The organism is Paenibacillus sp. FSL M8-0142 (assembly GCF_038597315.1).
In the GTDB taxonomy this organism is placed as follows: Bacteria; Bacillota; Bacilli; order Paenibacillales; family Paenibacillaceae; genus Paenibacillus_AQ; species Paenibacillus_AQ lactis.
Window position 1 is genome coordinate 4,400,823 of the sequence record NZ_CP152008.1, and the last position, 20,787, is coordinate 4,421,609.

The following is a 20,787-nucleotide window of genomic DNA, read 5'->3' on the forward strand; positions in this document are numbered from 1 at the left end:
TCATCATCCTCCCCGAACTATGAACGATCATTCGATCGAAAAATAACCGTTAAGGCTCCCCAGAAGCAGGCCATGTCCGACCATGGCGTCTACGCCGCCTTGCTGAACCTTTCGGAACACGTCCCGAAGCGGAACCCATGCGGCGGCCACATCGTCATCGTCCGGACGGCGGTCCAAACCGCCTGCCGGCTCCAACACATCTGTAAAATAATAATGCACCTTCCGGTTCGCAAGCGAAGCCATCGGGTAAGCGCTGCCCATATAGCTAAGATCCTTGCATCGTATGCCCGCTTCCTCCTCCAGTTCGCGCCGGGCGGCCGCAGCAGCCTCTTCCCCGGGACGGACGGTCCCTCCGGGAAGCTCCCAGGTTATCTCGTCCACCGCTTCCCGATACTGGCGAACCAGCAGCAGGCAGCCTTCATGCATCGCTACCACCGAGGCTGACTCCGGCAGCTGGTCGAATACAACGATTTCGTGCTGCTCGTTCACCTCGACTGCATAATATTCCGTCTTGTACACGGTCCGGTTCATTTGGCCCTCCCCCTTTCGCTGTATGATATAAACCATATGAATATATAACCGCGCGGATGGAAAGCGTACATTTCAAAACCGATTTGCTCCTCGTTTTATTCTAACAGAAAAGAGGAATGCCTGTCGTCACCAAAATATCTTCTGGATACATGGTCTCAAATTGAGGCCGGACGGGCGCTACAGGCTTGCAGAAGTTCCTGAAACATACTATCATATTAAAGAACTTTGCTAGGAATATTAAGGGGGTTTATGACCACATGATTTTTGAAAATACAGGCTTAGACGGATTACACAGCGATTTGGCTTACCTCGACGAATGTGCGGAAAAGGTAGGGTTCATTCGCTGGCAGTGGGAATACTACCGCGCTACATACGATTTGAAAATCGAAGATAAAAAGAACCAGGCAGAATACTTCCTGCGCATCAACACCCGCGCCGTGGAAGGCAAGCTGGAGAAGCCTGACACCATTCTTAAGATTGAAGCGGTCTACATGGGCAAGGCTACCTTCCCTCACGGTCTGGAGTATGAGAGCATGGCTCCTCAGCCGGTTATGAATGTGGCCACCAAGAAGATTCAGGAGCTGAAAGCTCTGCTGGAAGCGTAGTGGTTACGCCATGAATACGACCAAACCTCAGCCGAAGAGAGGCACTCCTGATTTCCAGCTGCTCATCATGACCTTGCTGCTGGTGGGATTCGGACTGATTATGGTGTTCAGTTCCAGCTCCAGCTTGACCGTCTTCAATGAGAAATTCAACAACGATCCGCTTTACTTCACGAAGCGTCAGGCCGCCTTTGCCGTTCTGGGTACCTTTGTCATGTTCGTGGCAATGAACATCAACTACAAGAAATACAAGAAGCTGTTTCTTCCTGTATTTTTTCTAACACTGATCCTGCTTATCTTGGTCGTAATGCTCGGTAAGACGACCAACGGCGCCGTCAGCTGGTTCCAGCTCGGATCCCTGGGCATTCAGCCTACCGAGCTTGCCAAGATCGCTACGATCGTGTATCTGTCAGCCTTGATCACGAAGAAAGGGGAACGCATCCGTCAATGGAAGGGCGGATTCTTCCCCGTCCTGATCATCGTGGGCATCGTCGCAGGACTCATCATGCTGCAGCCGGATCTCGGCTCCTGCTTCATTCTGGTCGCGACCTGCGGGCTGCTCATCTATGCGGGCGGTGCCAACCTCAAGCATATTCTCGGCTGTATTTCGCTCGTCGCGCTCGGTTTGGTGCTTACGCTCGGCGTCGGCTCGCTCTTTAACTCGGACGATACTCCCGAGCAAGCCTCCAAGAACTATAAGGTCGGACGGATCGAGGCGTTTCTGGATCCCTTCAAGGATGAATCGAGTACGGGCTACAACCTGGTTCAATCCCTGATTGCCATCGGCCAAGGCGGTGTCACCGGAGCAGGTTTCGGCGAAAGCGTGCAGAAGCTGCATTACTTGCCGAACCCCTACAACGACTTTATTTTCTCCGTCATCGGCGAGGAATTCGGCTTTATCGGCACGGCATTATTTTTACTGTTCTACTTGTATTTCATTATCCGAGGCATTATCGTCTCGCTCCGATGCTCCGATCCTTTCGGGACGCTGACGGGCGTGGGCATCATGGGCCTCATCGCCATTCAGGCCTTTATCAATATCGGCGGCGTGACCAACACGATTCCGATTACCGGCGTGACCCTCCCGTTTATCAGTTACGGCGGCTCATCCCTGCTCGTCATGATGCTCAGCATGGGGATTGTCCTCAGCATCTCAAGGGACAGCAACCGGCCGGCGAAGCAGGAACAGGTCAAATCCGTCATTAAAAAAGACTACCGGACAGCCCGGTAGTCTTTTTTATGTACAATCCATTGTGTTCATTGCTAGCAGGGAGAGCCGCTTCCCCTCCCAAGCGTATCGACTTATTTCGCGCGCTGCGGAAGATCGTCGATTTCGTCATCCTTGAACGCCACGCCTTCGACCTTGACGTTGACCTCAACGACACGAAGGCCGGTCATGCTCTCGACCGCTTCGCGGACATTCTGCTGAAGCATGCGGCACACTTCATGTATAGGCGTCTCATAGAGCACAATGATGCGCAAATCGATTGCGGCCTCGAGCTGCCCTACCTCTACCGTAACACCCTTCTGCACATTTTTACCGCTAAGCCGCTTGGCCCAGCCCTCCGACAATCCGCCGGACATCGCTGCAATTCCTGGTGTCTCCAAGGCTGCCAGTCCGGCAATTTTCGATACGACATCATCCGATATCCGAATTAAACCGTTATCCAGTTGAAGTTGTTCCGTCATGCCAAATCCTCCTTCACCTCATTATCCGTTATTGTAAATCCTAACAGGCCCAAAAAGCAAATGCCCGCATCACAAACACCGGATAATTTTTCAAACAAAATGGGTATATTGTAAAAAGAACCCCGAGAATCGTCGTTTCGGCTCGTACGATCGCTTCTTCGAATGACAATACAAAAGGCAGGTGTACATTATGAAAAAATGGTTGAGCCCGGCGCTTCTCATCGTGACCTTTCTGCTCAGCGCAATCGGTCATTATGCAGGGTGGAATTTTACCCTCCAGTTCATCCTTTCTTCCATTTCGGTCATCTTTGTCGCCGGCTTTCTGGGCAAAGCGACCGAAAGCGTCGCCCATTATGCCGGCCAGCGCCTTGGCGGCTTCCTGAACGCCACCTTCGGCAATGCCGCCGAGCTGATCATCGCGATCTTGCTGATTCGTGAAGGCCTGTACGACATGGTTAAGGCGAGCATCACCGGCTCGATCATCGGCAATTTGCTGCTTGTACTCGGTCTGAGCCTGTTTGCGGGAGGGCTCAAGTTTAAAATCCAGAAATTCAACATGACGCTGGCAGGGCTGAACGGCTCCCTTATGACGCTGGCCATCATCGCACTATTCGTTCCCGCTGTCTTCTTGAATACCCATTCGATTACGGAAGACGAAACGAAGCTGCTCAGCCTGATCGTCGCAGGAATTCTGATCGTCTCCTACATAGCATGGCTCGGCTTCTCCATGATCACGCATAAGGAGTACTTGGCGGATGTCAGCGAAGATAAGAGCGATCAGGATGCGCTTGCACATGAACAAGAACCGACCTGGTCGAAAGGACGCTCCGTTCTGTATCTCATCATTGCAACGGTTATGGTCGCCTTCGTCAGTGAATGGCTTGTCGGCGTGCTGGAGCCGATCAGCCACGAATACGGTCTCAGCGAGCTGTTTATCGGTGCATTTCTGGTAGCCATCATCGGTAACGCGGCTGAGCACAGCGCAGCGATCATGCTGGCACTGAAGAACAAGATCAGCGCCGCCGTGGAAATTGCGGTCGGCAGCAGCCTGCAAATCGCCCTGTTTGTCGCCCCTGTCCTTGTGTTCGTCAGCTTCTTTATGGGCGACACCATGGATCTCGTATTCACGACGCTCGAGCTTGTGGCCATCGGCGTTGCCGTATTCATAGCCAGATCCATCACCCAGGACGGCGCCTCCAACTGGTACGAGGGCTTGCTGCTATTAGCTGTCTATATCATCCTTGGCGTGTCCTTCTTCCTAGTATAGCCTTTGGGACGCGTCATTTGATTGGCCGCAGGATTCTCCGCCGTTAACTAACGTCCCATAACATACCAAGAGGCTGTCCGGGTCAATAGACCATTCGGACAGCCTCTTCTATGTATGCGCCTGTACAAGTACAGGCTATTCGGATTGATTCATGGCTTCGTACAGGAGCGCCAGATTGCGTTCGAGCTTGCTGATCAGCTGCTTCCCTGTACTTTCCGGAAGAAGTCCGGCCCGTACCGCAAAATCGACCTCTTTCGAAAAACCGTACATTTGGGTATCCAGCACTTCCTCATAGAGAGGGCAATAACGGGTCGCCAGATTCTCCATCTGTACTTCAATAAGCTTTAGGATTTTATCTGCATCTTCATGTAGAAGACTGATCGCTTTAAGATTCAGCTGTTCCTGTAGATCAGATGAAGTCATGATCTTCCCCCCTATGTCCAAAATCACAGCACAGTTACTATCTTTAATATTAGTCGAAATCGCGGAGCAATACAAGGACCTGAAAAAAATAGACCCCCTGCTAACGAAAAAACACCCTTCCATTCGGTGGAAGGGTGTTCTTCGGCTGTTATTCAGCCACGACGGAGACATTCAAGCCATGCTTGTTAAATACGTCGATCATTGCTTGTTTAGCTTCGTCAGCATCAGGTCCGTGTACATGCAGCTCGTAGCTTTGGTTGCTCACCAGCGTGGTGAACAGGCCCAAAATACTCTTCACATCGATGTACTTGTTCTCCGCCTGCAAGACGATGGAGGACGAGAACTTACTGGCCGTTTGCGAAATTTCTACGATCGCTGTGTTGTTATTGGACATACGAATCCCTCCGTAACTTTTAGGATCTGAAAAAATATCTCACATTGCACCTTCATGATACATTGAATCCGTTTTCTTATGCAACCTATTTTCCAATCTATTTAAGATTTTCCGGATTTAGCGCCTCCAGCTCCGGAATGACGAACAATCCGTCTTTGCGGATCAGCCGATCGTCGAAATAGATTTCACCGCCGCCGTACTCCGGACGCTGAATCAGCACAAGGTCCCAGTGAATGGAGGAACGGTTGCCGTTGTCTGTTACATCATATGCCTGCCCCGGCGTAAAATGCAGGCTGCCGGCGATTTTCTCGTCGAACAGAATATCCTTCATCGGCGTTAAAATATACGGATTGAAGCCGATGGCGAATTCTCCGATGTATCTCGCCCCTTCATCCGAATCCAGAATCTCGTTCAGGCGCTTCGTGTCGCTGCCCGTCGCCTCTACGATTTTACCGTTTTCGAAACGGAATTTGATGTTTTCAAAGGTGACGCCGTTATACAACGTCGGAGTATTGTATGCGATCGTCCCGTTTACCGAATCCCGTACGGGCGCGGTATATACTTCTCCGTCCGGAATGTTCTTCTGGCCGGAGCACTTTTCGGCACCGATATTTTTGATGGAGAAGGTAAGATCCGTGCCCGGACCAACGATGCGGACCTTATCGGTCTTTCTCATCAGCTCTGCAAGCGGGTCCTGGGCGCGGTCCATTTTGGAATAATCCAGGTTGCAGACGTCGAAATAGAAGTCCTCAAACGCCTCGGTGCTGGTGTTGGCTAGCTGCGCCATGCTGGCGTTCGGATATCGGAGCACCACCCACTTCGTGTGCTTGACGCGCTCTTCGCTATGTACCGGATGTGAATATAGTGCGTTATAGAGCTTCATATTCTCTTCAGGCACATCGGCCAAATCGTTCACGTTCTCGCCTGCCCGAATCCCGATGTAGCAGTCCATCTTCTTCATACGGGCGACATCGAACTCCGCCCACAGCTCAAGCTGCTCCTTGCTTGCATGTTTCAGCATGGCGCGCTGAACGGTACGGTCGGTCAATTGCACGAACGGACGTCCACCATGCTTGGATACCTCTTCGATGATTGCATTCAGCAAATCCCGTTCCGAGCCGATCATTTCGATCAGCACATTTTCACCCGGCTGCATGTCGACCGAGTAGGTCACGAGGTTATGAGCCAGCTTCTGAATTCTGGGGTCACGCATATGTCTAGTCCTCCTTATGTTGAGACCGCTGCCAAAAATTGAACAGCGGTAAATTTATACCTCATTGTAGCACGCACTGCCGCCCTCCGTCAGCTATAGGATGCAGAATTGCTGCTCTTCCCGCATATCAATAGCCAATAAATGTAACGTCGGATAAGAGCGCCTCGGTTCTCGCCTTGCCGGACCGGTCCACATAGGACACCGACCTCTCCATCGTCATGCGGATCGGCAGCTGTGACCGCTTATCGATCGTCAGATGACAGATAGAGGCAGCCTCCGCTTGATCAAGCATTCGGGTCAATTCCTCATGGTCCCGCTCCCATACGGCTTTCAGCCGGGCCCGGACTTTGGGATCCTCACTGTACAGCGGGTCACCCTTCCGCTGCATTCGCTCGAGAAGCAGTTTCATCTGTCCTTGAAGCGATCGCTTCGTCATATTGGCCGCGGCCTCCGGCGACAGCTCAATCCGGAGCACCTTCGTCCCCCTGGCCGCGCCCAGCTCCGCAGATAGTTTCTTATCAGATTCTCCAATATATTCAAGCTGCTCCAGCGGATTGAGCCGGGTCATCCACAACTCCTCCGCCTGCCCGGAGGTAAGCGCATTCCATTTGCCCTCCTTGCGCTTCAGTGAGACGGTCATTCCATCCGTCGAATAAACCGAATCGCCTGTCGCCTGCTGTAGACTCCCTTTCGAAGTCTTATCCTGTATCGTACGCCCCGGTGTTCTCGAGGACAACGTTAAATTCGTATGGTTCTGCAGCTTGCCTTCGAAAGCAAGCGTCTGCTGGAACAAGCCGCTCTCCTCCGTCCGGATCGCAGCCTCCCCTTTAAAAGCGAAATTATCAACCCCGGATAACCCAGCCAATGCCCGTTTGAAAGAATCCTCCGGACTTAGACTATCCTGCCATGCGCAGGCAGGCAGGCTTAACAGCAACAGGGCGGTACAGAGCATGCCCCGCACGACCCGCAGTTTTTTCCACATGATCATCAGCCTTTCATTTGTCATGCTCTTAGGCTATCTTGCAGGGCACGACATTATGCAGCCGTGAATCAAAAGCGCAGCCTTGCATCTTATTAACAGACCGGTATACCCATTAGCGGCCGGGTTGTTAAAAGAGCTTTCGGGACCGTTGGTCTGGGCCTGAACTTCCTGAATGTCAGGAGGATAATAAAACGAGGCTATCCCCTCTTACGGGACAGCCTCGTTCATACCGTTTCGGCTTTCTCGACAACAATGCGATTCCTGCCGTTCTTCTTGGCTTCATACAAAGCCATATCCGCTCTATAAAACAATGATTCCACGCTGATCTTGTTGTTCGTCCAGTTCCATTCCGAAATTCCGCAGGACACCGTCACTCTCGGATCCGTTTCCTCGGCAACCCTGGTGCGTATCCGCTCCGCCACCTGCACGGCTTGTTGAATTTCGATGCCGGGCAGATATACCGCCAGCTCCTCTCCGCCCCAACGGGCCGGAATGTCGCTGTGACGGATCGTGCTCTTGACGATGTTGCTGACCTGCTTCAATATTTTGTCGCCCCGCTGGTGGCCGAATGTATCATTCACCTGTTTGAACTGGTCGATATCAATAACGATGAGGGCTCCGCAAAAATCACGGTTCTGGCATTCATAGATCACTTCGTCGAGATAATGCCTTGCATACAGCTCAGTCAGCATGTCCCGGTTCGCCATTCTGCGGACCTCGGCGTGCAGGAAGGCATTCCCGATCGCCAGGCCGATGTGGCTGGTCAGCGCCTGAAGCAGGCGGTAGCTGTCATAGGAAAAATAATGCCGTTTGGCATGGGTCAGCAGCACGACGCCCCGAACCTCGCCGTTCACCGTTAGCGGCGTCGCAATCATCGAGCTCGAGTTCGTGGTCTCCATCAGCTTCGATTCGGCCGGCCGCTCTTCATTGTAATCCGATAGAATCAGCGGCTCCTTCGAATGATATACGAGGCCGCCGAGGCCATAATCCTTCTCGAAGACTTCCTTCGCCAGCCATTCCGCATTGCAGGACACCACTTCAAGGCCGCCGAGCTCCGCATTGTATATTAGAATGCAGCAATAGTCCGCCTCAAGGATCTTAAGCAGCTCATGGTTCGCGAATTGGAATATCTCCGCCAAATGCAGGCTTTTGTTCAGCCTCTGCGTCAGCTCATTGATCATCCGCAGCTCATGGATCATCAGGTTGGACTGCTCATACAGCTTAGCATTCTCAAACGCGGTCCCCGCAGCGTCGGCCATCATCCCCAGCAGCTCAAGGTCCATATCCGGCAGCACCGGCTTGTCCACCTCGATATGCAGAACCCCGTAAACCCCCTGCTTGCCGCCCATCGGTATTCCGATCTCGACGGTGTTCTGCGGCTCGGGATGCTCGCGGATCGTTAGGGTGCCCTCCATAAAGGTCCGGACATATACATCCTCCTGCCAATGCTGAAGAAGCAGGGGTCGGACGAGCGGATGGCTGCTCTCATGGTCCTGGGACATGAACAGCTCCACTTTCGCTTCCGGATACAACGCAAGCACGCTTTCGATCGCCTCGCTTAACACGCTGTGAACATCGATCTGGACATGCATGCGCTTCACGTACTGAAACAGCACCGAACGACGGTAAGCTTCAAGCTTGGCATGGTCATGAACCCGCACAAGATCATTAACAAACATGGATTCGAATTTCCGGTAGAAGCATGTCCGAAACAGAAGCGCCTGGGACTCCGTCACCATCAGCGCCAGCTCTTCCCCCGCAGAGCCGGGCGACACGCTGACCATCACAGCGAACAAGTCGCCCTCGCTTCGTGTAAACAGCGGCACCGAGCATACGACACTGCCTTCGTACAGGCCGGGATTCATTCCGGATGCGGGCATCTTGTCGCTCAATGACCGGTGCACGGCTCCGTCTTCTCCGGCAGCAAAATATTCCCTAAGCTCAGAATCTCCTGACAGCCATGCCCCTTGATGAGACAGAACGGCCCACCTGAACTTCTTTAATGCTTCTGCACCTGCGTTCTCCTTCTGCCACTCCGAATAGCTCTTTTCGATTAGCGTTTGAAGATAGGGATAATCATAAGCGGTTATATCCAATCCCTGAAGGGACAGACCGGACTTGCTTCCAGCGTTACGCCCGGCATCATTGAACATGTCCGCATAACCGGGCGGTCTTTCGTACACTTTCGGTTGTTCCTCTGACATATTGGGCGCTCCTTTGTACCATTATAAAGGCCTGTCTAAGACATTGGCGTCCATAAATTGTATTTAATATATGTAAGGATTCCATTCTTGCTGAAAGACATCTAGATATAAACGACTACATAATCCAATCTTATATTACTCTTTTCTACCCATTTTTGCATTAACTTTTCTGCATTCATCGCAATATTTTTAGGTCCATGGTCCTATCGACAAAATTAGACAAACTCCATTCAACCTTTTCGATAGGTTAAGCTTGACTTTAAGTCATTACTTCATATAATATTTATTGTTGAGTAAGAATGCAATGCATTCGATGAATTTGGGCGGAAACGTTGTGTCACCCTCACGTTATTTGTTACTGTCGGGACAGCGGCTGAACTTTCCTGGCAGATCTTCCGGGCTTAACTGGTTAGAGCAAACAAATACGGCGCAAATAGAGCCCTAATGAAATTTATTTAAAAAAGGAGTCTATATAACAATGGCACGTTACACCGGTCCTAAATTTAAATTAAGCCGCCGTCTGGGAATCTCCCTGAGCGGTACAGGTAAAGAATTAGCAAAACGCCCTTTCCCTCCTGGACAACATGGTCCTAACCAACGGAGAAAAGTCAGCAACTACGGCATGCAGCTTCAAGAAAAGCAAAAGCTGCGCCACATGTACGGCTTGGGCGAGAAGCAATTCCGCACCCTGTTCGATAAAGCAACCAGCATGAAAGGGATCGCGGGTGAGAACTTCATGTTCCTGCTTGAAAGCCGTTTGGACAACCTCGTGTATCGTCTTGGCTTCAGCAATTCCCGTGCAGGTGCCCGTCAGCTCGTTGCTCACGGTCATGTAACTGTAAACGGCAAGAAAGTTGATATCGCCTCTTACTCCGTAAGCATCGGCGATGTAATCGGTCTTCGTGAAAGAAGCCGCAACCTTACTTCCGTTAAAGAAGCACTGGCTAACCGCGTACATTTGCCTGCTTACCTTGAGTTCGACGAAACTGCATTGGAAGGGAAATATATCCGTCTTCCAGAGCGTTCCGAGCTTTCCCAAGATATCGACGAGAAGCAAATCGTCGAATTCTACAACCGCTAAGATTCTGCGGAGCCTAAGAAACCTGAAAGCCATAGCGGCCTTCAGGTTTCTTTTTTTGTTGCCGGCTTTCCCATCATTACCTCAATATGGAGCGTCGAAGCTGCCGCCGCCCACGATCCTCTCGAGCCTTCCCCTGCCCTCTCCGTCCGTATTTTGAGTCAGGAGCTGTTGATTGGCGGTTCATGCGGCCTGAGGCGACTGCTCGCGTTAACCGTTTTCCCCGTCTGTTTGCTCCGCGATCGGCCGCTAGCAGCGCCTCCTTGAAGCCTCCTTGGTGTGGTAATAAATGCATCCAGCATTTAAGCATTCCAAAATAAATCATTCTTCTTTAAAAAAGGACATTCTATAAAGGACAAATGATTCAAACCCTTCGATTTATGCTATAATAGGTGCGTTAAAAAGGAGGAGTATCATTCATGGTTGAGGAGAAAAAACAGGGTTCCGGAAAACAGAAAAAACCGCGAAAACGTTCCTTTCTGCGGGTTTTCGGATCTGTCATCGGATGGCTTTTTATTATAGGCCTGACAGGTGTGTTGTTCGCCGGAGGAGCCGTTGCGGGCTATGTCACCTCGATCGTTAAGGATGAGCCTGTAAGGTCGCGGGCACTCATCGAGAAGACGATGAACGATAATGCCATTACCGGGTTTGCCTACTTCCGTGACGGCTCGCCGATCGGGCAGCTCAGGACGGAAGAAGACAGACGACCTGTCGAATTTGAAGAAATTCCCCAAATCGTTAAAGATGCCGTCATATCCATAGAAGACAACCGTTTTTATACACATAAGGGTGTTGACATAAAAGGCACTGCGCGCGCAGTTAAAGAACGTTTGCTGAACGAGCCGGTCCAGACCGGGGGAAGCACGCTGACCCAACAGCTTGCAAGACTGACCTTCCTCAGCCGTGACCGCACGGATAACCGGAAGGTGAAGGAAATGCTGCTGGCGATGCGTATGGAGCGGTTTCTAAGCAAGGATCAGATTTTGACCGCCTATTTGAACAAGGTGCCTTACGGCAACGGTTCAAGCGGTTACCAGGTGTTCGGTATCAAAGCTGCCGCTAAAGGGATATTCAACATCAACAAGCTGGAGGACCTGAATATCGCCCAGGCTGCTTATCTTGCCGGCCTGCCGCAGCTTCCATCCTCCTACTCTGCCTTTAACGGGAAGGGCGAATTTGATGAAAAGGCCTTCAAACGGGCGATAGATCGCCAGCATCGGGTGCTGGACAGCATGCTCAAGGAAGGCAAAATTACGCAGGCGGAATATCGCGAAGCGCTGGACTTCGATATTAAGGGAGCGCTGGCACCGCGGACGCAGAAGGCTTATGTGACTTATCCGTATCTCATGATGGAAGTGGAACGCCAGGCATCCGATATTTTGGCACAGCTGGAACTCGAGGGTTCTGCCAATGACCGCAAAGAGAAAAAAGATGAGGAAACACCGGATTTGCTGACCGGCGGGTATCGAGTATATACAACGATTGACCGCACGGTATACCGCACGATGCGCGCCATTGCGGAAGATGACAGCAACTTCTTCCCGGACAGCGAGAAGGGCGTGGAGCAAACGGGCGCGATGATGATCGACAACAAAACCGGAGCCATCCTCGGCATGATCGAAGGGCGTGATTTCAACATCGAGCAGATGAACCACGCCACCCAGATGAAACGACAGCCGGGCTCGGCCATGAAGCCGATCGCCGCTTATTTGCCGGCGCTTGAATCCGGAGCGATTCAGCCGGCCAGCGTTGTGGATGACTCACCCATCATTTTGAAAGATTACTCGAAAGTGTATCATATACCGAAGAACGCATACACCGGCTACAGAGGCCTGATGACGGCCCGGCAAGCGCTGAACGATTCCACCAACACGGTCGCGTTGAAACTGTTCAACAACACCGTCGGTATCGACAATGCCTGGGCATTCTCCAAAAAGCTCGGCATCACCACGCTGGAGGAGAAGGATTACTCCGCAGCGACGGGCGTACTGGGCGGCCTTAGTCGGGGTGTAACCGTCGAAGAGCTGACGAATGCATACAGCTCCATCGGCAATAAAGGAAAATTCAACGATGCTTTTATGATCGAGAAGATCGTCGATTCCAAAGGAAATATCGTCTACAAGCACGAAGTGAAACCGGAGCAAGTGTTCTCCGAGCAAACAGCCTATCTCATGACCGACATGATGCGTACCGTCATTACGAACGGTACCGGAAGCAAGGTCCGGGATACGTATAAGAAATTCAATGAAATTCCGATTGTCGGCAAAACCGGCTCTACGCAGAACTACGGTGATGTCTGGTTCATGGGCTATTCGCCTGACATCACGTTGGGCGTCTGGGTCGGCTACAAGGAGCAAAAGCATGTGCTCGTCGGAGATCAGCGGAAGCATGCGCAGAGCATCTGGGCGAAAATTATGAATGAGGTCACCGACGTTAAGCCTGAGCTGTTCCCAACGAAGAGCTTTGAGAAGCCGGAGGGTATCATCTCCAAGACCGTATCCGCGTACAGCGGGAAAGTGCCTACGGCGCTAACCGACCGATTCGTTACGGATATTTTCAACGCCAAATATGTACCGACCGAGCCGGACGATGGCATTGCCAAGGCTAAATACATTACCTATCGCGGCGTGAATTACATTCCGCAGGAAGCAACTCCGCTCGATATGCTCAAAGAGCAGATCGTCGTTAAACGGGAGAAGCCGATCGATGAGCTGATCCAAGAGCTCGAGAATGCGCTGAAGGTGATGAAGGGAGAACGGAGACCGCTGGAATACTATCTTCCGCAAGACGCCAAGAAAGGCATGCCGACCAAGATCGATCCGAGAAAAGATGACGGCAGGGCGCCTACGCCGCCGAAAAACGTTCATTACAACATCGGCAGCGGAGCGATCAGCTTCAGCGCGAGCGGCTCGCCGGACGTCGTAGGCTATCGCCTCTATAAATCGGTCAACGGCAGCCCGTTCACCCATCAAGGCCAGGTTGTTCTGGCCGATGGCAATTACGTCTTCTCCGGCCTGGGATCCGACGGCCTGTTTGCCTCGTATTACGTAGTGGCGGTGGATGTGGCCGGTAATGCTTCCGAGCCTAGCACGATCGTAGGTACCGGCGCTCCGGGCTTTACCACCTCGGAAGAGGCGGATCCGGAAGAAGACCTCGGCACGGATGAAGGGCTAACCGAAGAGGTTCCGGAGGACGACCTGGGCTCCGAAGGCGTTACTGCTCCTCCGGCAGCTCCCGGGCAGCCAACGATAACCGCTACGCCGGATGGCTTCACGGCCAAATGGAGCGGCAATGCGCCGGAGGAAGAGGTCATCGCCTATAACATTTACTACAGTCCGAACAGTGACGGGAACTATCAAGTTCTCGGCACAAGCAAAAGCACCGACTATTATTACGTAGGCGGGCCGATGAGCGGTACGTTTCGAGTGACTGCCGTGAATTCGGCCGGGGAATCAGCCCCTTCGCCAACCGTCTATTTTGAGAAAACCGAATAAAGACATCAACCAAGCCGCTTCTTTCGAAAGAACCGCATCCTTCCGGGTGCGCTTTCGTTAGAAGCGGTTTTTTTATGCTGTGCAATGTGTCATGATGACTGCTCCACGATGCTCAGCGTCTCGCTTGGACGACAAGCCTAGACGTGTTACTGCAGACAGCGGACCACATTTCAATTCATTTGCCTCGGGGGGCCTCCTTTTTTTCATGCAATCACCTCCCCGTTCCCCCGTTCGGGACGCGAAAATTCGGCATCCATTGTCCGATTCACGGTTCAGATCAAAAAAAGCTGACTCCCACTGTAGGATCAGTGGCAAGTCAGCCTGTTGTGCATTAGGTTATGATATTAATCCTCGATGGTGGACAAATCCCCGGTCGGCAGATCCAGCTCCCAGGCTTTCAATACCCGGCGCATAATTTTGCCTGACCGTGTCTTCGGCAGCTTATCCTTAAACTCAATCTCGCGCGGAGCGGCATGAGCGGACAGTCCCTCTTTTACAAAACGGTAGATTTCATCCTTAAGCTCCTGGGAAGGCGTATATCCTTCGCGCAGGGAGATAAACGCTTTAATGATTTCGCCGCGGGTTACGTCCGGCTTCCCGATGACGCCCGCCTCCGCTACGGCCGGATGCTCAACCAGCTTGCTCTCGACCTCGAACGGCCCGATGCGCTCGCCGGAAGAATTGATAACATCATCGATTCGGCCTTGGAACCAGAAGTAGCCTTCTTCGTCCATATACGCCGTATCGCCGGAGATATACCAGCCCGGAATGCGGAAGTATTCTTCATACTTGGCCGGGTTGTTCCAGACCTTTCTCATCATGGACGGCCAAGGCGTCTTGATGGCCAGATTGCCCATCGTATATGGAGCAACCTCGTTCCCCTGATCATCCAGAATCGCGGCTGTAATGCCTGGAAGCGGACGCCCCATGGATCCCGGCTTGATCGCCATGCTCGGATAGTTGCAGATCAGCTGCCCGCCGGTCTCGGTCATCCACCATGTATCGTGTATCCGCTGCTTGTAAGCTTTATAGCCCCACCGTACCACCTCAGGGTTCAGCGGCTCTCCTACGGACAATACGTGCCGCAGATGGCTCAGGTCGAATTGGTCGATGAGATCCGAGCCTGCTCCCATGAGCATCCGGAAGGCGGTCGGGGCGCTGTACCACACCGTCACCTTGTTCTTCTCCAGCGTGCCGTACCAGTCCTGCGGACTGAACCGGCCGCCGCGGATCACATTCGTAACGCCGTGCAGCCACGGTGCAAAAATGCCGTACGAGGTACCTGTTACCCAGCCCGGGTCAGCCGTACACCAGTATATATCGTCTTCTCTCAGATCCAGAACGACCTTGCCGGTATAATAATGCTGAATCATGGCATTCTGCACATGATAGACGCCTTTTGGTTTCCCCGTCGAGCCCGAAGTATAATGCATGATCAATCCGTCTTCCCGCTCCAGCCACTCGAGCTCGAGCTCACTGGACGCGGATTCCATCTCCCGGAAATAAGAGATCAGCTGCGGATCCTCTTCCTCCAGATCCCCAACCACGAAGATATGCTTCAGCTCAGGCAGCTCGTCACGCTTTACGCGCGGCAGAAGGGCAGGCGTCGTGACCAAGGCTACGGCACCGCTGTCCTCCAGCCGGTCCTTCACCGCCGTCTCCATAAAGGCTTCGAACAATGGCCCTACTACGGCGCCGACCTTCAGAATTCCCAGCAGACTCGCGTAGAGCTCCGGGCTCCGCGGCATGAAAATAAAGACTCTGTCACCTTTTCCGATCCCGTACTTACGAAGTACATTGCCAAATTTGTCGGACTGCTCTTTCATCTCGGAATAGGTAATCGCTTCGTCTCTTGTCGCATCGCTGTACAAAAGCGCGATCTTATCCCCTTTTCCCTCCGCTACATGACGGTCGATGGCTTCATAAGCCATGTTGACTTTCCCCGTCTCGTACCATGTAAAATGTCTCTCGATCGTATCCCATGAAAACTCGGAACGTGCTTCCTCGTAGCTCTTCATATTGGAATGCGAGACTTCACTTGGTAAAATTTCGCTATGCGTCTGATTCATCATAACATCCTCCTCATTCTCAAATCAGTCTCGTCCTGGTGGACAGCGCTTTCAAATTGAATTGAATGAAACATTGGAAGTTGCACATTGCGCTTGCGGCGGGTCGTCACGTTGCCTCCGATTATCGAGCAATTAACCCTAGGGATTCGTTAAGCCAACTCCTGTTGTCAATGTTATAATTGTGAAGGTTTTATGTCGAAGTGATTATATCATATGTTATGTTTTCCTGTCATTGCTTTTCATTTTTTTATTTTTTTGCTATAAGTAGGGTATGGAAATGAAAGGAGCGTAACGGATGGAACACTGCAAGCTTTACCAGTCTCATGTTTTGTTTCCTGAAGACCGCCGCCTGATCATCGAAGGACCTGTACCTCCCGAGCAGTTATCCAAGCTTACGATGCACCCTGATCTAAAGGCGTTTCGCCGTCCTGCGGAGCAGCATGAGGCATTGGTGGAAATTGCAGGCCTCCCCGAGGGCAGAATTATTATCACGCGGGACCGCGATAGGATTGTAGGATATGTAACCTTCCATTACCCCGATGAGCAAGAACGGTGGTCTGAAGGGAAGATGGAAGATTTAATTGAGCTGGGGGCGATCGAAGTCGCTAGTGACTATCGCTCGATGGGCCTCGGCCAGCAGATGATCAAAACCGCATTCGAGGAAGACCAGATGGAGCGGTATATCGTATTTACGACCGAATATTACTGGCATTGGGATCTTAAGGGGAGCGGCTTGAACGTATGGGACTACCGCAAAATGATGGAACGGCTGATGAAGGTAGTGGATATGGAATGGTACGCGACCGACGATCCGGAAATATGCTCCCATCCTGCCAACTGTCTTATGGTAAGGATCGGCCGACAAGTCCCGCTGTCATCGCAGGAGCAGTTCGACCGCATTCGCTTCAGGCAGCGCTTTATGTACTAAGAAACCAATATATCCCCGGGGGCTTACCCTCGGGGATATTGATTCTGCGGGCAGGTCCGCTGCGTTCATCCTAGCCTAAGCTAAGAGACCTCACGCTTCTTAAAGCCTCGACAGCATATGATTTACAATCTCGTGGGATCGCTTGGAAGCTTTCACCGTAAACTCCGGGAAATTGACGTGGGCCGAGCCGTCGGCTTTGTCCGACATCGATCTAATGACAACATACGGCACCGCATTCATGTGGCATACTTGAGCTACCGCAGAGCCCTCCATTTCCGCACACGCCCCGTTAAGCTCGCTGTACAGCATCTGCACGGTATCCCGGCTTGCGATAAACTGGTCGCCGGACAGGACTTTGCCGACGATATAATGCCCGCCCGCCAGCTCCTTGCACGCTTCCTCGGCAAGCGTTATCAGCGCTTGATCCGCCGGGAAATCGGACACCTCCTGGTAAGGGATGACCCCTTTCGAATAACCGAGCGGCGTCACATCCATATCATGCTGCATGCATGAGGACGAAATGACGATATCGCCTATGTTAAGCTCCGGGTGGAGGGCACCGGCAACACCGGTAAACACAATCTTCGACACGCCAAAGGCATCGATTAAGATTTGGGTTGTAACCGCAGCGTTCACCTTGCCGACGCCGCTCTTGCATACGACCACCTGCTTGCCGTGAATGGTCCCGGCGGCATAGGAAACGCCTGCTTTCACCGTTGTATCCTTATTCTCCAGCTGCTGCAGCAGCAATTCGATTTCTTCGTCCATGGCCCCGATCAGGCCGATTACCTGTGTTGACATTCCTGTACCCCTCCGCAAATGATATTCGAAAATGCTTTCAGCAGAAAAAAGCCCCTTGATTTCAGGAGCTTTTTTTCAAATTTATGGATGCTTCGATCCGATGCATCCATTTCAAGCCTACTCGTTTACATGGCTTACCGACAGACGCAGAATCGTCTCGTGCGGCAAAATCACGCGTGGATTCTCCACATTTTCCTTTTTCATCAGTTTGGTCAGCAGCCGCATCGCCACCGCACCAAGATCATACATCGGTTGAGCCACGGTTGTCAGCTGAGGACGAACCATGGAGGCCATACGGATATTGTCCACGCTGATGATCGAGAAATCATCCGGAACCTTGTAGCCTTCATCCTGGATGCTGTGGATGGCGCCGATCGCCATCTCATCGGTAGCCGCAAAAATAGCCGTCGGCTTCTTCTTCAGCCCGAGGAAATATTTCATCGCTTCAACGCCGGATTCATAGCGATAGTTGCCGATACGGACCAAATCCTCTTGATATTCGATACCGGCAGCTTCCAGCGCCTTCTTGTATCCCTGGAAGCGGGCATAGCCGTTCGCTGGATCCTGAAGGGTGCCGCTGATCATCGCGATCTCACGATGTCCGTGCCGGATCAAGGTGTTCACCGCATCAAATGCAGCCTGCTCATGGTCGATATCTACCGACGGATAGGAGCCCTTCTCATCGCTGGTGGCACACAGGACAATCGGAACAGCGGAGGTCTGGAACGCCTGGATATGCTCGTCCGTCACGGTTCCGCCCATGAACAGGAGCCCGTCCACTTGCTTCTCGAGCAAGGTGTTAATGACGCGGATCTCCTTCTCCTTCCGCTTATCGGCATTACACAAGATGATATTATAGTGGTACATATTCGCAATATCCTCGATACCGCGGGCAATTTCCGCAAAGATCGAGTTCGAAATATCAGGGATTACAACGCCTACGGTTGTCGTCTTCTTGCTCGCCAGGCCTCTGGCTACCGCATTCGGACGATATCCCAAACGTTCAATCGCTTCGTAAACTTTCTTCCGGGTCTGAGGCTTTACGTTCGGGTTATTGTTAACAACCCGGGATACCGTCGCCATGGAAACGCCTGCTTCGCGCGCAACATCGTAAATGGTTACCGTCAAATTCCTTCTCTCCATTGCCAATAGATTTTCATTCGTTCAATACCAATTGAATTTATGATACGACAAATTACTGCTTCATGCAATGACACGGCAATTCATGCCGTTTCAATCGGGTGGTCAGCGCTTCAGTCGTAATATGGGAATGGATGTATGCCAGACTGGCGCTCCTTCTACACAAGTATAACTTGAACTTGAGGCGATTCATGTCGGATGCCAAGATCCTCTGCTGCCTGATACGATACCGGACGGATCGCGGGTGGCCTAGTCAAAACATAGCCATGCTGCCCGCTGGGACGCTAAAGCAAGACTGCCTCCGCTTCCCGTAGATTCACGCACACAATTGGGCATCCGGTACTATGCTTGAACAATAGCAAGGGTCTTCTATCCGTAGAATCAAGCGCGGCGCGTAATTGTTTAATAGTAGTCATTTTCGACAACGACGCCGTAGGATATACATTCCCTATCATTGTATTGAAGTTCCTACCCTCTATCCTAACAAAAAGTGCGTGAAAAATCCAACAACCACGAAAATTTTCTGAAAATTATCTGGCGAAATAGCCTGAATTTTCAGGAATCAGCGTTTTCAAAGCGCTAAGTTGCTCCAAACGTCCCTCGATTTGCTTCATCCACTCCTCATCCTTCATTCCTTGCGCACAGCAAAACAGGTCCAGCAGCATATTGATCCTTTCGTCAAAAGCCTCCCTGCAGCGTGCTTGCAGCTCTTGGTCCTCTTCATCCACCGTTGATTCATCCACGTATGTACGGAACACCTCCCGCAGAACGTAAGCCGCTTCATTAACGTCCGCGAACGAAACCCTTAGTCTCTCGGCGCCATGGCCCAGTGATGCAATATATCGAAGCAGATGCGGTTTAATCAGTGGAAGCAGCTCATACTTCTTGCAGGCCTGGCAGGAGTATACTGGTACATGGCATATTCGGATCCTTTTTTCATGAATCAGCTTTCGCAGTTCCAACCTCATCGATTGTCCGCAGTTACAGGTTTTGAACAAATCGCCCACCCCAAATCTAACAACATAATCTTTTTCAAACTCTATTGTCACAAATCTGTCACCTAAATTAGTTCTATTCGACTATCATACCAGAGATTCCTTCAAAAATGTGATAATGCTTTATTTACCAAATATGTATCCGATTTCTTAATCGGTGTGCGGACGTGATGGTTTCCATGAAACCTCAGCCGATCTTTGTTACAATGATGAAGAGATCGCAGCCTGTGCTGAAGTCAAGAGGTGCACACGGGAAAGGAGCTTATAACGATGACAAGACTATCAGGAAAAAAAGTCATTGCGCTTGTGGATGAAGAATTCGAGGATCTGGAATTATGGTACCCGGTATACCGGGTTCGTGAGGAAGGGGCCGAGGTCCATCTTGCCGGTGCCGAAAAAGGAAAAACGTATATCGGCAAATATGGCGTGCCTGCCACAGCCGAATACGGTTTCGATGAGCTGGACAGCAGCGATTACGACGGAATCCTCGTACCGGGCGGATGGGCGCCGGACAAGCTGCGCCGTTATGGAAAAGTGCTCCAGCTGGTTCAGGAAATGCATGCGGCCAAGAAACCGATCGGCCAGATCTGCCATGCGGGCTGGGTCCTCATTTCTGCCAAAATATTAAACGGCGTCACCGTCACGTCCACGCCGGGGATCCGGGATGATATGGAGAACGCCGGCGCGATCTGGAAGGATGAAGCGGTCGTGACTGACGGCCACATCATATCCGCCCGCCGCCCGCCGGATTTGCCGCCATACGGCAAGGCCTTTTGCGATGCGCTCGCCGAACGCGGGTAAGCTTCGTCCATCTATCCCTAAACACTAAAGCCGCCTGTTTCGAATGCGATTCCCTTCTTGAAAATCGCATGAAACAGGCGGCTTTTGATTATTATAGCCGCGATATACTCGTTTTGATCGGATATGCTCTAATGACTCCATTTGCTTCTATATCCTGGACTACGCTCCCTATGCCC

The 20,787-nt window shown here is 51.7% G+C and carries 19 protein-coding genes; 7 read left to right on the top strand and 12 right to left on the bottom strand.

The genetic code is table 11. From position 1 onward, the window contains the following. Positions 1 to 27 precede the first annotated feature (27 nt). Positions 28 to 531 (bottom strand): NUDIX domain-containing protein, encoded by a 504-nt coding sequence (locus NSQ46_RS20335; protein WP_342574504.1) that lies wholly within the window; start codon positions 529 to 531, stop codon positions 28 to 30. A 257-nt stretch (positions 532 to 788) separates the two neighbouring features. Between NSQ46_RS20335 and NSQ46_RS20340 the strand changes: the two genes are divergently transcribed. Together NSQ46_RS20340 and ftsW are read left to right on the top strand one after the other, a co-directional pair. Further along, positions 789 to 1,136, top strand: a complete 348-nt coding sequence (locus tag NSQ46_RS20340) for a YugN family protein (protein ID WP_007129632.1) — start codon at positions 789 to 791, stop codon at positions 1,134 to 1,136. Between the two features lie 10 nt (positions 1,137 to 1,146). Then, positions 1,147 to 2,364, top strand: coding sequence for a putative lipid II flippase FtsW (ftsW, locus tag NSQ46_RS20345; RefSeq protein WP_028405217.1), 1,218 nt, complete (start codon positions 1,147 to 1,149; stop codon positions 2,362 to 2,364). 71 nt (positions 2,365 to 2,435) lie between these two features. On the opposite strand, the gene NSQ46_RS20350 is transcribed toward ftsW, so the two are convergent. After that, on the bottom strand, positions 2,436 to 2,822 hold the full coding sequence (locus tag NSQ46_RS20350) for an Asp23/Gls24 family envelope stress response protein (protein ID WP_007129630.1): 387 nt from the start codon (positions 2,820 to 2,822) through the stop codon (positions 2,436 to 2,438). A 190-nt stretch (positions 2,823 to 3,012) separates the two neighbouring features. On the opposite strand from NSQ46_RS20350, the gene cax reads away from it, so the two are divergent. Continuing rightward, on the top strand, positions 3,013 to 4,089 hold the full coding sequence (gene cax / locus NSQ46_RS20355; RefSeq protein WP_007129629.1) for a calcium/proton exchanger: 1,077 nt from the start codon (positions 3,013 to 3,015) through the stop codon (positions 4,087 to 4,089). A gap of 135 nt (positions 4,090 to 4,224) precedes the next feature. On the opposite strand, the gene NSQ46_RS20360 is transcribed toward cax, so the two are convergent. The 5 genes from NSQ46_RS20360 to NSQ46_RS20380 all read right to left on the bottom strand — a co-directional run bounded on the left by NSQ46_RS20360 (position 4,225) and on the right by NSQ46_RS20380 (position 9,305). After that, positions 4,225 to 4,512, bottom strand: a complete 288-nt coding sequence (locus NSQ46_RS20360; protein WP_007129628.1) for a YlaN family protein — start codon at positions 4,510 to 4,512, stop codon at positions 4,225 to 4,227. 148 nt (positions 4,513 to 4,660) lie between these two features. Continuing rightward, positions 4,661 to 4,906, bottom strand: a complete 246-nt coding sequence (locus tag NSQ46_RS20365) for an HPr family phosphocarrier protein (RefSeq protein WP_007129627.1) — start codon at positions 4,904 to 4,906, stop codon at positions 4,661 to 4,663. A 97-nt stretch (positions 4,907 to 5,003) separates the two neighbouring features. Continuing rightward, entirely contained in the window at positions 5,004 to 6,119 is a 1,116-nt protein-coding gene (locus NSQ46_RS20370; protein ID WP_007129626.1) for an aminopeptidase, read from the bottom strand. A 127-nt stretch (positions 6,120 to 6,246) separates the two neighbouring features. After that, a complete protein-coding gene (locus NSQ46_RS20375; RefSeq protein WP_342574506.1) occupies positions 6,247 to 7,101 on the bottom strand; it encodes a hypothetical protein in 855 nt (284 codons plus the stop codon). Between the two features lie 224 nt (positions 7,102 to 7,325). Further along, a complete protein-coding gene (locus NSQ46_RS20380) occupies positions 7,326 to 9,305 on the bottom strand; it encodes a diguanylate cyclase (RefSeq protein ID WP_007129624.1) in 1,980 nt (659 codons plus the stop codon). 478 nt (positions 9,306 to 9,783) lie between these two features. Here NSQ46_RS20380 and rpsD point away from each other — a divergent pair, with 478 nt between their 5' ends. Next, positions 9,784 to 10,386 carry a 30S ribosomal protein S4 gene (gene rpsD, locus NSQ46_RS20385; RefSeq protein ID WP_007129623.1) on the top strand — a complete coding sequence of 201 codons (603 nt, stop codon included), beginning with the start codon at positions 9,784 to 9,786 and terminating at the stop codon, positions 10,384 to 10,386. Between the two features lie 416 nt (positions 10,387 to 10,802). Further along, entirely contained in the window at positions 10,803 to 13,877 is a 3,075-nt protein-coding gene (locus tag NSQ46_RS20390; RefSeq protein ID WP_342574507.1) for a transglycosylase domain-containing protein, read from the top strand. Between the two features lie 344 nt (positions 13,878 to 14,221). Here the strand turns inward: NSQ46_RS20390 and acsA are convergent, their stop codons facing one another. Continuing rightward, complete coding sequence (acsA, locus tag NSQ46_RS20395) at positions 14,222 to 15,946, bottom strand: acetate--CoA ligase (RefSeq protein WP_028405213.1); 1,725 nt, start codon at positions 15,944 to 15,946, stop codon at positions 14,222 to 14,224. Positions 15,947 to 16,241: 295 nt separating this feature from the next. Here acsA and NSQ46_RS20400 point away from each other — a divergent pair, with 295 nt between their 5' ends. Beyond that, positions 16,242 to 16,874, top strand: a complete 633-nt coding sequence (locus NSQ46_RS20400) for a GNAT family N-acetyltransferase (protein ID WP_007129620.1) — start codon at positions 16,242 to 16,244, stop codon at positions 16,872 to 16,874. A gap of 99 nt (positions 16,875 to 16,973) precedes the next feature. On the opposite strand, the gene NSQ46_RS20405 is transcribed toward NSQ46_RS20400, so the two are convergent. From NSQ46_RS20405 to NSQ46_RS20420, 4 genes are all read right to left on the bottom strand, one after another. After that, positions 16,974 to 17,675, bottom strand: a complete 702-nt coding sequence (locus tag NSQ46_RS20405) for a 5'-methylthioadenosine/adenosylhomocysteine nucleosidase (protein ID WP_210095532.1) — start codon at positions 17,673 to 17,675, stop codon at positions 16,974 to 16,976. Positions 17,676 to 17,792: 117 nt separating this feature from the next. Next, the gene (ccpA, locus tag NSQ46_RS20410) at positions 17,793 to 18,803 is read right to left on the bottom strand and encodes a catabolite control protein A (protein ID WP_007129617.1); all 1,011 of its coding nucleotides are present in this window, start codon (positions 18,801 to 18,803) and stop codon (positions 17,793 to 17,795) included. Positions 18,804 to 18,973: 170 nt separating this feature from the next. Beyond that, a complete protein-coding gene (locus NSQ46_RS20415; protein ID WP_341341718.1) occupies positions 18,974 to 19,072 on the bottom strand; it encodes a monothiol bacilliredoxin BrxC family protein in 99 nt (32 codons plus the stop codon). A gap of 273 nt (positions 19,073 to 19,345) precedes the next feature. After that, positions 19,346 to 19,783, bottom strand: coding sequence for a hypothetical protein (locus tag NSQ46_RS20420; protein ID WP_244152689.1), 438 nt, complete (start codon positions 19,781 to 19,783; stop codon positions 19,346 to 19,348). A 297-nt stretch (positions 19,784 to 20,080) separates the two neighbouring features. Between NSQ46_RS20420 and NSQ46_RS20425 the strand changes: the two genes are divergently transcribed. Beyond that, a complete protein-coding gene (locus NSQ46_RS20425) occupies positions 20,081 to 20,611 on the top strand; it encodes a type 1 glutamine amidotransferase domain-containing protein (protein ID WP_210095533.1) in 531 nt (176 codons plus the stop codon). The last annotated feature ends 176 nt before the right edge of the window (positions 20,612 to 20,787 follow it).

Excerpts from the sequence above, each read along its gene's own strand:
- NSQ46_RS20335 (WP_342574504.1), bottom strand. The coding sequence starts at position 531 with ATGAACCGGACCGTGTACAAGACGGAATATTATGCAGTCGAGGTGAAC.
- NSQ46_RS20340 (WP_007129632.1), top strand. The coding sequence starts at position 789 with ATGATTTTTGAAAATACAGGCTTAGACGGATTACACAGCGATTTGGCT.
- ftsW (WP_028405217.1), top strand. The coding sequence starts at position 1,147 with ATGAATACGACCAAACCTCAGCCGAAGAGAGGCACTCCTGATTTCCAG.
- NSQ46_RS20350 (WP_007129630.1), bottom strand. The coding sequence starts at position 2,822 with ATGACGGAACAACTTCAACTGGATAACGGTTTAATTCGGATATCGGAT.
- cax (WP_007129629.1), top strand. The coding sequence starts at position 3,013 with ATGAAAAAATGGTTGAGCCCGGCGCTTCTCATCGTGACCTTTCTGCTC.
- NSQ46_RS20360 (WP_007129628.1), bottom strand. The coding sequence starts at position 4,512 with ATGACTTCATCTGATCTACAGGAACAGCTGAATCTTAAAGCGATCAGT.
- NSQ46_RS20365 (WP_007129627.1), bottom strand. The coding sequence starts at position 4,906 with ATGTCCAATAACAACACAGCGATCGTAGAAATTTCGCAAACGGCCAGT.
- NSQ46_RS20370 (WP_007129626.1), bottom strand. The coding sequence starts at position 6,119 with ATGCGTGACCCCAGAATTCAGAAGCTGGCTCATAACCTCGTGACCTAC.
- NSQ46_RS20375 (WP_342574506.1), bottom strand. The coding sequence starts at position 7,101 with ATGTGGAAAAAACTGCGGGTCGTGCGGGGCATGCTCTGTACCGCCCTG.
- NSQ46_RS20380 (WP_007129624.1), bottom strand. The coding sequence starts at position 9,305 with ATGTCAGAGGAACAACCGAAAGTGTACGAAAGACCGCCCGGTTATGCG.
- rpsD (WP_007129623.1), top strand. The coding sequence starts at position 9,784 with ATGGCACGTTACACCGGTCCTAAATTTAAATTAAGCCGCCGTCTGGGA.
- NSQ46_RS20390 (WP_342574507.1), top strand. The coding sequence starts at position 10,803 with ATGGTTGAGGAGAAAAAACAGGGTTCCGGAAAACAGAAAAAACCGCGA.
- acsA (WP_028405213.1), bottom strand. The coding sequence starts at position 15,946 with ATGAATCAGACGCATAGCGAAATTTTACCAAGTGAAGTCTCGCATTCC.
- NSQ46_RS20400 (WP_007129620.1), top strand. The coding sequence starts at position 16,242 with ATGGAACACTGCAAGCTTTACCAGTCTCATGTTTTGTTTCCTGAAGAC.
- NSQ46_RS20405 (WP_210095532.1), bottom strand. The coding sequence starts at position 17,675 with ATGTCAACACAGGTAATCGGCCTGATCGGGGCCATGGACGAAGAAATC.
- NSQ46_RS20420 (WP_244152689.1), bottom strand. The coding sequence starts at position 19,783 with ATGAGGTTGGAACTGCGAAAGCTGATTCATGAAAAAAGGATCCGAATA.
- NSQ46_RS20425 (WP_210095533.1), top strand. The coding sequence starts at position 20,081 with ATGACAAGACTATCAGGAAAAAAAGTCATTGCGCTTGTGGATGAAGAA.